15 protein-coding genes are annotated in these 8,939 nt (G+C 40.5%); all 15 read left to right on the forward strand.

The features are described 5' to 3' along the window. Positions 1-91 precede the first annotated feature (91 nt). The gene (locus DW793_RS09685; protein ID WP_117893383.1) at positions 92-559 is read left to right on the forward strand and encodes a low molecular weight protein-tyrosine-phosphatase; all 468 of its coding nucleotides are present in this window, start codon (positions 92-94) and stop codon (positions 557-559) included. After that, positions 552-2,039 (forward strand): Y-family DNA polymerase, encoded by a 1,488-nt coding sequence (locus DW793_RS09690; RefSeq protein ID WP_118054570.1) that lies wholly within the window; start codon positions 552-554, stop codon positions 2,037-2,039. The genes DW793_RS09685 and DW793_RS09690 overlap by 8 nt, the downstream gene beginning before the upstream one ends. Before the next feature lie 66 nt (positions 2,040-2,105). Continuing rightward, positions 2,106-2,546, forward strand: a complete 441-nt coding sequence (locus tag DW793_RS09695) for a hypothetical protein (protein ID WP_117865039.1) — start codon at positions 2,106-2,108, stop codon at positions 2,544-2,546. 17 nt (positions 2,547-2,563) lie between these two features. Further along, the gene (locus DW793_RS09700; RefSeq protein WP_117865041.1) at positions 2,564-2,989 is read left to right on the forward strand and encodes a hypothetical protein; all 426 of its coding nucleotides are present in this window, start codon (positions 2,564-2,566) and stop codon (positions 2,987-2,989) included. A 3-nt stretch (positions 2,990-2,992) separates the two neighbouring features. After that, complete coding sequence (locus tag DW793_RS14465) at positions 2,993-3,334, forward strand: hypothetical protein (RefSeq protein ID WP_147342187.1); 342 nt, start codon at positions 2,993-2,995, stop codon at positions 3,332-3,334. Next, a complete protein-coding gene (locus tag DW793_RS09705; protein WP_118157851.1) occupies positions 3,231-3,950 on the forward strand; it encodes a helix-turn-helix transcriptional regulator in 720 nt (239 codons plus the stop codon). The genes DW793_RS14465 and DW793_RS09705 overlap by 104 nt, the downstream gene beginning before the upstream one ends. Positions 3,951-4,004: 54 nt before the next feature. Further along, a complete protein-coding gene (lexA, locus tag DW793_RS09710) occupies positions 4,005-4,643 on the forward strand; it encodes a transcriptional repressor LexA (RefSeq protein WP_252969822.1) in 639 nt (212 codons plus the stop codon). A 19-nt stretch (positions 4,644-4,662) separates the two neighbouring features. Continuing rightward, complete coding sequence (locus DW793_RS09715; RefSeq protein ID WP_242991976.1) at positions 4,663-4,890, forward strand: hypothetical protein; 228 nt, start codon at positions 4,663-4,665, stop codon at positions 4,888-4,890. Positions 4,891-5,364: 474 nt separating this feature from the next. Further along, the gene (locus tag DW793_RS09720; protein WP_117865048.1) at positions 5,365-5,892 is read left to right on the forward strand and encodes a sigma factor-like helix-turn-helix DNA-binding protein; all 528 of its coding nucleotides are present in this window, start codon (positions 5,365-5,367) and stop codon (positions 5,890-5,892) included. Between the two features lie 453 nt (positions 5,893-6,345). Further along, positions 6,346-6,561: a hypothetical protein gene (locus DW793_RS09725; RefSeq protein WP_117938850.1), complete on the forward strand. Its 216-nt coding sequence runs from the start codon at positions 6,346-6,348 to the stop codon at positions 6,559-6,561. Beyond that, on the forward strand, positions 6,551-6,898 hold the full coding sequence (locus DW793_RS09730; RefSeq protein ID WP_117865052.1) for a type II toxin-antitoxin system PemK/MazF family toxin: 348 nt from the start codon (positions 6,551-6,553) through the stop codon (positions 6,896-6,898). The genes DW793_RS09725 and DW793_RS09730 overlap by 11 nt, the downstream gene beginning before the upstream one ends. Beyond that, positions 6,891-7,049, forward strand: coding sequence for a hypothetical protein (locus DW793_RS14655; protein WP_181984390.1), 159 nt, complete (start codon positions 6,891-6,893; stop codon positions 7,047-7,049). Before DW793_RS09730 ends, DW793_RS14655 begins: the two co-directional genes overlap by 8 nt. A gap of 11 nt (positions 7,050-7,060) precedes the next feature. Continuing rightward, on the forward strand, positions 7,061-7,183 hold the full coding sequence (locus DW793_RS09735; RefSeq protein ID WP_117865054.1) for a DUF3789 domain-containing protein: 123 nt from the start codon (positions 7,061-7,063) through the stop codon (positions 7,181-7,183). Between the two features lie 77 nt (positions 7,184-7,260). After that, positions 7,261-8,673 (forward strand): recombinase family protein, encoded by a 1,413-nt coding sequence (locus tag DW793_RS09740; protein WP_118157853.1) that lies wholly within the window; start codon positions 7,261-7,263, stop codon positions 8,671-8,673. 49 nt (positions 8,674-8,722) lie between these two features. After that, positions 8,723-8,939, forward strand: a 217-nt coding sequence (locus DW793_RS09745; protein WP_147342188.1) for a transposase, incomplete at its 3' end; no start/stop codon positions are given.

Genomic DNA, 8,939 nt, shown 5'->3' on the forward strand with positions numbered 1-8,939 from the left:
TTTCTTTACAAATCGTTGAAAACATGATATAATGGATACAATTAAATTCAATGAATGTTATCGGCATTAAAAAGTAACAGCGGAGAATAATATGATTAGAATAATGTTTGTCTGTCATGGCAACATCTGTCGTTCGCCAATGGCAGAGTTTATCATGAAAGACCTTGTGAGAAAAGAAAATCTTACATCGCAGTTTGTGATCGCATCAAGTGCAACAAGTACGGAGGAGATCGGCAATCCTGTTTATCCTCCTGCAAGAGCAGAACTCAAATGTCATAATGTGTATTGCGACGACGGAAAATATGCCATTCAGCTAAAAAAGAGCGACTACGATAGATACGATCTGTTTGTGGTTATGGACTCTAATAATGTGAGAAATATCAGACGTATTTTTAAAGACGATCCCGAAAACAAAATACACAAGCTGCTTGAATATGCAGGCAGAAACGATGATGTTTCAGACCCTTGGTACAGCAGACGGTTTGATGTTGCGTTTGCGGATATTTACGAGGGCTGTTCCGCATTGCTAAACGAACTTACGGAGAACAAAAATGTCTGAAAAAACCTACATCGCCATAGATCTAAAATCGTTCTACGCTTCGGTAGAATGTACAGAACGTGGACTTGACCCCATGACCACAAACCTCGTGGTAGCCGATGAAAGCCGTACCGAAAAAACAATATGCCTTGCCGTTTCGCCGTCGCTGAAAGCATACGGCATACCCGGACGTGCAAGACTTTTCGAGGTAGTGCAGAGAGTCAAGCAAGTAAATAATCAGCGCCAAAGGGAATGCAGAGGATTTCTGTTAGGTGAATCCTATGACGATAACGAACTGAAACGGGATAAGTCACTTGCGGTTTCATATATCGTCGCACCTCCGCAGATGGCACACTATATGGAAGTCAGTACGCAGATATACAACATCTATCTGCGATATATTGCTCCAGAAGATATCCACGTTTATTCAATAGACGAAGTTTTCATTGACACAACAGGTTATCTGAGCACTTACGATATGACGGCAAGAGAGCTGACAATGAAGCTGATACGGGAGGTGCTTCAGGAAACGGGAATAACCGCCACCGCAGGAATAGGAACAAATATGTATCTTGCAAAAATCGCAATGGACATTGTGGCAAAGCATATCCCTGCCGACGAAAACGGAGTAAGAATCGCAGAGCTTGACGAAATGTCCTACCGCAGACAGCTATGGTCGCACCGTCCTCTGACTGATTTCTGGCGGGTTGGACAAGGATATGCCAAAAAGCTTGAGGAACGATATATGTTCACAATGGGCGATATTGCTGAGTGTTCAATATACAACGAGGATCTGCTGTACAAGCTGTTCGGAGTAAACGCCGAGCTGCTTATAGATCACGCATGGGGCTGGGAGCCTTGTACCATTGCAGACATCAAAGCGTACAAGCCCGAAAACAACAGTATCAGTTCAGGACAGGTACTTCAATGCCCATACAGCTTTGAAAAAGGCAGGCTTATCGTCCGTGAAATGACCGATCTGCTTGTGCTTGATCTGGTGGACAAGGGGCTGGTGACAGATCAGATGGTTCTGACGGTTGGTTACGATCACGAGGGCGTTCCCGACAACTACAAGGGTACGGTAAGTAAAGACCGTTACGGACGGAAAATTCCGAAATCGGCTCACGGCTCAATAAATATCGGAAGGTTCACTTCGTCTACTAAATTAATTCTTGATAAGGTTTCGGAGTTGTATGACAAAATAGTTGACAAAAGTCTTATGGTGCGGAGAATGTATGTGGTTGCAAATCATGTTGTCCCCGAACAATCCATAGCTGACGAAGAAAGCTATGAACAGCTTGACCTGTTTACGGATTATGCGGCTCTTGAAAAACAGAGGGAAGAAGAAAGTAAGCGGCTTGAACGTGAGGAGAATATGCAGAAAGCCATGCTGAAAATCAAAAAGAAGTACGGCAAGAACGCTATTCTGAAAGGTATGAACTTTGAGGAGGGCGCTACGACGATCGAGCGCAACGGTCAGGTCGGAGGGCATAAGGCGTGAAAATATTTAAGTAGTAAATTCAGGATTTGAAAAGTTATATTATGAAAGGTGCTGGATAAATACAAAATGAGAATAGATTTTTTTGAAACAAATAATGGAATGGATACACGCGCTGTCGGTGCAGGCGTATATATGATTGAGCTTGAAAATAGAATAACCAAAAATAAAGTTTGCCTATATATAGGTGAATCCGTATGGATCGCATCAAGATGCGGCGTGCATTTATACTCTCTCTGTGAGAATCCAAGTTACTTTGGATTGGAAAAAGATGATATAGAAAATGATGATTTTATTCTGAAGTTTAGTGTCGTAGAAACGATTGACGATAAGAAAAGTGTTCTGGGATGTGGGCAATATAAAGAATTAGAATTAGGTGCTATTAAGGACAATAAACCGCTAACTCAATTAGATACCAGTGATAGGCAGATTAAAGATATTGAGAAAAAAGTATTAAAAGTTCAAGATGAATTATTAAAACAAGGGCTTAAAAAGAACATCAAAATCTGATTTTAGAGATGAAAAATATGCATGATAATAATGAAAAAGATAGCCGCTATGCGGATATAATCAATCTTCCTCACCATACCTCAAGCAAACATCCGAGAATGTCTCGGGAAAACCGTGCATCCCAGTTCTCCCCGTTTGCGGCTCTTACAGGCTATGATTCCGAGATCAAGGAAACTGCAAGGCTTACAGATGAAAAGATTGAACTTGATGAAGATAGAATATATGATATTAACGCAAAACTTCAATATATAAAAGATAATATTGACGTTAAGCCCGAAATCACGGTAGAATATTTTATTTCGGACGAAAAGAAATCCGGAGGTGCTTATGTGACTCTGAACGACAGGGTCAGAATAATTGACGAATATGAACGCACGATAGTGTTTGTCAGCGGAAAAAGAATTAATATCGACGACATTTACGGAATACTTTTGAGTAGGTGAAATATGAATAAGCTTCTGGCTTTGCTCCAAATCCTCATAAAACAAACAGACGAAAATCATAAGTTGACAACAAATCAGCTTATTGAAAAACTTGCAGAGCAAGGCGTGGCAGCTCACAGAAATACTATTCCTGCGGATATCGAAAGGTTAAGAAACGCAGGCTATGATGTTATCTGCGATAAAAGTACACAGAATAAATATTTTATCGGAAGCAGAGGATTGGAGTCCGCAGAAATAAAAAATGCTCTGCGACGCCGCAAACGCAGCACAGTTTATTTCGGAAGAAAAATCAGCAGAGCTTATAGACAAGCTGTTTTCACAGTTAAGTGTTTATCAAAAGAATGAGATAAAGAGTTTAATTCAGCAGCCGAACGAAAATAAAGCGGACAATAAAAGCATATATTATGCCGACGCTATAAATACAGCTATTACACAGTGCAGGAAAATCCGGTTTCAATATTACGAATATAACGAAAAAAGAGAAAAGGTTTTAAAGCATAACGGATATACATATACGGTCAGTCCTTATGCCGCCGTGTGGAATGATGACAGGTATTATTTGGTGGGGTATTGTGAAAAGCATAAGGATATAACGGTTTTCCGAATAGACAGATTAGCGAATATATCCATTATGGAAAGCATTGCAATACCGTGTCCGAAAGATTTTGTGCTGAAAGACTTTATAGCTCAAACCTTTAAAATGTTCAGCGGAGAACTTGAGACCGTTACGCTGAAATGTAAAAACAAACATATGAAAGCAATAATAGATAAGTTCGGCGATGATATAGAAACACATAGCTGCGATAAACATTTTTTCACTGTAAAGATAAATGTCGAGCTGAGTCCTACGTTTTATGCTTGGGTATTTCAGTATCGGGGTGAAATATGTATACAATCTCCACAAGAAGCAGTTGACCGATTTGTGCAAATGGGAGAAAGTGTGTTCAAGGTGCATAAGTAATTGTGCACCTCTTTTTTTATCTATTGACATCAAATTCAATAGGAGTTATAATATATGCATAACGAAATGAATATTACAGTTAGAGAGGCATATAAAAATGCGTCACAAGAATCCCGAATATTTCAAAAGAATTATAGCTTTTATAGACGATTATACGGCAAATTACGCTCATCGCCAAGCATAAAGGAAATATCAGTCGGTACAGAACTGTCTGACGCTACCATTTGCCGCTATATGCAGGAAATGAAAGCAAACGGAGAACTGGACTATGGCGGCCATCGCAGTATTGTTACAAAACGCCGGAAGCAAACGCTTTCCGAAACTGTAGAAATTCCTGTTCTTGGTTCAATCTCCTGCGGCCTTCCGAAGTTCGCAGAAGAAAATATCGAAGAATACGTAAGACTTCCGGTTTCTTTGTTTGGCAGAGGCGACTTTTTTCTTCTCAGAGCCAACGGCGATTCCATGATTGAGGCAGGGATAGATTACGGTGATCTGGTGCTTATCCGACAGCAGAACTGTGCTGAACCCGGCGATATAGTGGTCGCTCTTATTGATGATGAAGCTACGCTTAAGCGTTTTTACCCGGAAAATCACAGAATACGTCTTCATCCCGAAAACAGCGAAATGGATGATATCTACGTGGATAACTGTATCATTCAGGGCGTCGCTGTAAATGTCATAAAAAATCTTTAATAAGAATATGGAGATAAGAATGAAAATATATAAAACTGCAGGGGAAGATGAACCGGGCGGTATGAACGTATTCGCTCGTCTTCAACGCTGGCATTGTCCGAACTGCGGAGAAATAGCAGCGGGATATCCTAACAAAAGCAATATTACCAGAGTTGAATGCAAACGCTGTCATATAACAATGCTGAGAAAGCAAAAAGGCAGGCATCACGATATTATCGAGATATTTGAAAATATCAGCGAATATTAAAACAAAATACGGTGTGTAGACGGTAAGGTCGGGCTGAAACAGCGCTGCGTGTAAATCCTTTATCAGGGTCACATACTTTGATCACCGATTGGTTTATCCAAACCTATTGACTAATGTCAATTAACATGAGAGGCCGTCGGCAGGATAGATTCCGAAAGGAGTTTGTCTTGTCGACGGCTTTTTTTATTAGATCAATATTCAACGCCTGATATGCATTAGGGCTGAGGATACAAAATATGGTCGTTTTGCAAAATGCAAAGCAGCATATTCAGTACCCTTTCTTTAGTGCGCCTTTTTTCAGGCAAAATGGAGTCTGTGTGCTGAATGCAGACTCCGTTTTTTGTGTCCTTATACCGAAGTATCGGGAGAAAGGACAATTATGTTTTATACAGTAAAGTGGCTGTGTATAACCGCTAAATATCCGTAAGCCTTCGTTTTGATTCAAACAAGAAAAATCAAAACGGAGGACTTACAATGAAAACAAAATATTTTGAATACAACAGAAACGGCGGAAGCGAAAAATATTCCGAATTTACAGAGGAAGAATACCTCAAAGCCAAGGAAGATGAAAACCGCTGGTTTATCAGCTTCGGCGACAGCGTTCTGGAATGTGAGGAAAGCCAGTATACGGATCACTTTTCCAAAAAGGATCACGATGAGTATACGCAAAAGGATAAAAACTGGAAGAAAGTTATACCTGTCTCGTTGGAGCAGTATACATACGGCGGAAATTCCGAGCAGAAAATTCTCAAGGACAGTACGGTTGTTCCGCTTGAGGAACGTGTATTGGAGCAGTTAAGCTTGGAACATGATTTGGAAAAGCTCAGAAGGGCTATGGAAAAGCTTAAGCCATATGAACAGAAAATTATCTATCAAATATTTTGGAAAAGGAAAAGTCAGAGCAAACTTGCCAGAGAGTATGGCATATCACAACAAACAATGAACGAAAAATGCAATAGAATTTTAGTGAAAATGCTGAAAATAATGAAAAATGAGAAATAAATCCCTGTAGTTTTGCGATTTCGTTGCCAGTAAATAGTGAAGGGAAAAATCGATACAAATAGTTCGATGAACTTGCCCGACAGAATCTTGACAATAGAATATCAACTCTGCAAGTACGTTAATTACACGGTCGGTATGAAATCTCGGCAGCCATATGAACCATACGCCAAGACCTCAAACGAGTGAGCGATAACTATGACGTTCAGACCTTTGAATAGCTTTCAAAGTCGGCAATGAAACGTGTGAGGATAATGATACTTCCCAGTGAGGGCTGATAGAGCGGGTGAGAGTCCCATGATGCGGTTAAGCTGACCGCAGCTTGCAGAGTTCCGTGCGTGACGGGTATCGGGGATAAATATCACGCAAAGGCAAAACGAATTATTACGGCGGTTTGCGTAAAATGCAGACCGCGTTTTACATAATACTTAAACTAATTTTTGAGGTGAAAAAACAATGGAAAATATAAAAGAAAAACCAAGGCATATAAAAGGATATTACGGAGTCAAGGTCCCTCCTGCTATATGCATTCTGCCTACATACCATCCATGCTACGGCTGTGTGTGGTATGTCAGGGATACAGACGTGCTGTTCTGTCCGCTTCATAACTGCGTGAGGAATAAGAAAGGCTTTGAAGTCCCAAAGAAAAAGGTGAATGAAAATGCTGATTAAACGTGGCGATATATTTTACGCAGACCTAAATCCCGTTGTCGGTTCGGAGCAAGGCGGCATTCGTCCTGTGCTGGTCGTACAGAATAATGTGGGAAATAAGTATAGTCCTACTCTGGTAGTTCTGCCGATTTCAACGGCTAAAAAGCACTATCTTCCCACTCATATTCATATCTGCGGTTCAAAAACATTGCCAAAAGACTCGGTGGTTCTTGCGGAACAGATAAGGACGATAGACAGGTACCGACTGAAAAGTTACATGGGTTCAGTTGATTTTGAACTTATGGAAAAAGTAGAAAAAGCGATGAAAATAAGTATTGGAGTTGATTTTGATGACTAAATTCGGACAGGCAGAATACAGCGATTTTATGGCAAAAGTATTTGCAGATAAGCTTGATGAAATTCTTGAAACTGCCGAAAAACAGAATTTCAATAACAAGAATACTGAAGATATATACAGTCAGTTCCCGTCTTCAAGGGATGCAGCGTAGGAGGGATTGGGATGTTAGTAGGCTTTTTAATTGGCTTGCTTGTAGGCGGTACAGGTGGAGTAATCACAATGTGTCTCTGCACAGCAGCCGGACAAGCGGATAAGCATGAAAACTGCACAGGTTCGGACGAATAATTTCGTTGGGTTTGGTGATACCATTCTAAAAAGATTTGTGGTATCCTTGTTGGTAAAAAGTAAAGGAGTGTGAGGAAATGCCTACAGTAACGGTGATACAGCCGACAATAACAGAAGAACAAAATATAAAAATCCGTTGTGCCGCCTATTGCCGAGTATCAAGCGATTCCAACGATCAGCTTAATTCCTTTATGGCACAAACAAGGTACTACAGCCAAGTTTTTGAGAACTCAGAAACTGAAGAACTGATCGACATATATGCCGACGAGGGTATCACCGGAACCCGAGAGGACAAGCGCGACGAGTTTCAGCGTATGCTAAAGGATTGCCGCAGAGGTAAGATCGATAGGATTTACACTAAGTCCATCAGCCGATTTTCCCGAAATACAAGGGATTGTCTGAAAAGCGTCAGAGAGCTTAAATCGCTTGGCATTACAATATTTTTCGAGAAAGAAAATATCGATACCGCTAATCTGACCGATGAAATGATGATCACCATTATGGGCGGTCTGGCGCAGGAGGAATCCACTTCGATTTCACAGAATATGCGGTGGAGTATTAAAAAGAGAATGCAAAATGGAACATATAGAAACTCATGTCCCCCATTTGGATATACCGTTCAAAATGACACGCTTGTTGTAAATGAGGAACAGGCTAAAATTGTAAAACAAATTTTTAACTGGTACAATGAGGGCTATGGTTTGCAAGCAATTGCTGATACGCTTAATAGCATGGCTGTTCCGAGCAGTCAAACAGCTGAACGGTGGCACGCATCAAGTGTAAAGTATGTTCTTTCTAATGAAAGATATATTGGTGATGCGCTTTTTCAGAAAAAATACAGAACTGAGACGCTTCCAACCATGCAAAAACGTAATCGTGGAGAAAAGCCCAAGTATTATGTTCAGTCCGTAAATACGCCAATCATTGATAAAGATATATTTTATTCAGTACAGGAGTTGTTGAATAAAAGACACAGAGAGTATATCAATAACAATCATTTTTTATCTAAAAGAATTTTATGCAGTAAATGCGGTGCAACATATAAATGTGTTAGCAGTAAAAACTCTGTATTTTGGACATGCCGGACCCATAATAACAAAGCAAGCGATTGTTCCAATGGACGAATCGCCGATATCAAAATTTATGCAGCATTTGTGAGATTATGCAATAAACTGCTGTACAATTACAAAACTGTTCTTATACCGCTGCAAACAGCATTGCAGGATTTGAAGCTCAGAAAATTCAGCGGCAAAACTCAGGTGATGGACATTCACAAAGAAATCGCCAAGCTTCGTGAACAAACTCACGTCCTCGCAAGGCTGAAAACAAAAGGATTTCTGGACGAGGCTAAATACATTGAGCAGACTACGGAGCTTACGGCAAAAATCAATAAGCTGCAAACAGATCTGAAAAAGCTTACACGCTCCGATGACGAGGACGAAACTCTGAATCAGATCGAAATGTTAATAATCCTGTATAATAAAACTTGACACATAAAAAACAATCAAAGTATAATAAAAACAAAGGAGTGTGTCATCAATGGGAACAGGAAAACAATATGATGAAGAGTTTAAAAAGCAGGCAATAAAGCTCGCAAAGGAGATTGGCACCAAGGCAGCAGCAGATGAGCTGTGCATCCCCAAAGGGACGCTGGGGACATGGGTGCAAAAGGCGCGGATCGGGGAAATAGACACAGGTGCAGGCTCACGTACACCGGGAGAGTCACTTACTATCGCACAGCAGCTCCAGGCAGCGA

Origin of the sequence: Ruminococcus sp. AM31-15AC, from assembly GCF_003462045.1 — a bacterium.
Lineage (GTDB): Bacteria > Bacillota > Clostridia > Oscillospirales > Ruminococcaceae > Hominimerdicola > Hominimerdicola aceti.

Bases quoted from the DNA above. Each gene is read 5' to 3' on its own strand.
- DW793_RS09685 (WP_117893383.1), top strand. From the start codon at position 92: ATGATTAGAATAATGTTTGTCTGTCATGGCAACATCTGTCGTTCGCCA.
- DW793_RS09690 (WP_118054570.1), top strand. From the start codon at position 552: ATGTCTGAAAAAACCTACATCGCCATAGATCTAAAATCGTTCTACGCT.
- DW793_RS09695 (WP_117865039.1), top strand. From the start codon at position 2,106: ATGAGAATAGATTTTTTTGAAACAAATAATGGAATGGATACACGCGCT.
- DW793_RS09700 (WP_117865041.1), top strand. From the start codon at position 2,564: ATGCATGATAATAATGAAAAAGATAGCCGCTATGCGGATATAATCAAT.
- DW793_RS14465 (WP_147342187.1), top strand. From the start codon at position 2,993: ATGAATAAGCTTCTGGCTTTGCTCCAAATCCTCATAAAACAAACAGAC.
- DW793_RS09705 (WP_118157851.1), top strand. From the start codon at position 3,231: ATGCTCTGCGACGCCGCAAACGCAGCACAGTTTATTTCGGAAGAAAAA.
- lexA (WP_252969822.1), top strand. From the start codon at position 4,005: ATGCATAACGAAATGAATATTACAGTTAGAGAGGCATATAAAAATGCG.
- DW793_RS09715 (WP_242991976.1), top strand. From the start codon at position 4,663: ATGAAAATATATAAAACTGCAGGGGAAGATGAACCGGGCGGTATGAAC.
- DW793_RS09720 (WP_117865048.1), top strand. From the start codon at position 5,365: ATGAAAACAAAATATTTTGAATACAACAGAAACGGCGGAAGCGAAAAA.
- DW793_RS09725 (WP_117938850.1), top strand. From the start codon at position 6,346: ATGGAAAATATAAAAGAAAAACCAAGGCATATAAAAGGATATTACGGA.
- DW793_RS09730 (WP_117865052.1), top strand. From the start codon at position 6,551: ATGCTGATTAAACGTGGCGATATATTTTACGCAGACCTAAATCCCGTT.
- DW793_RS14655 (WP_181984390.1), top strand. From the start codon at position 6,891: ATGACTAAATTCGGACAGGCAGAATACAGCGATTTTATGGCAAAAGTA.
- DW793_RS09735 (WP_117865054.1), top strand. From the start codon at position 7,061: ATGTTAGTAGGCTTTTTAATTGGCTTGCTTGTAGGCGGTACAGGTGGA.
- DW793_RS09740 (WP_118157853.1), top strand. From the start codon at position 7,261: ATGCCTACAGTAACGGTGATACAGCCGACAATAACAGAAGAACAAAAT.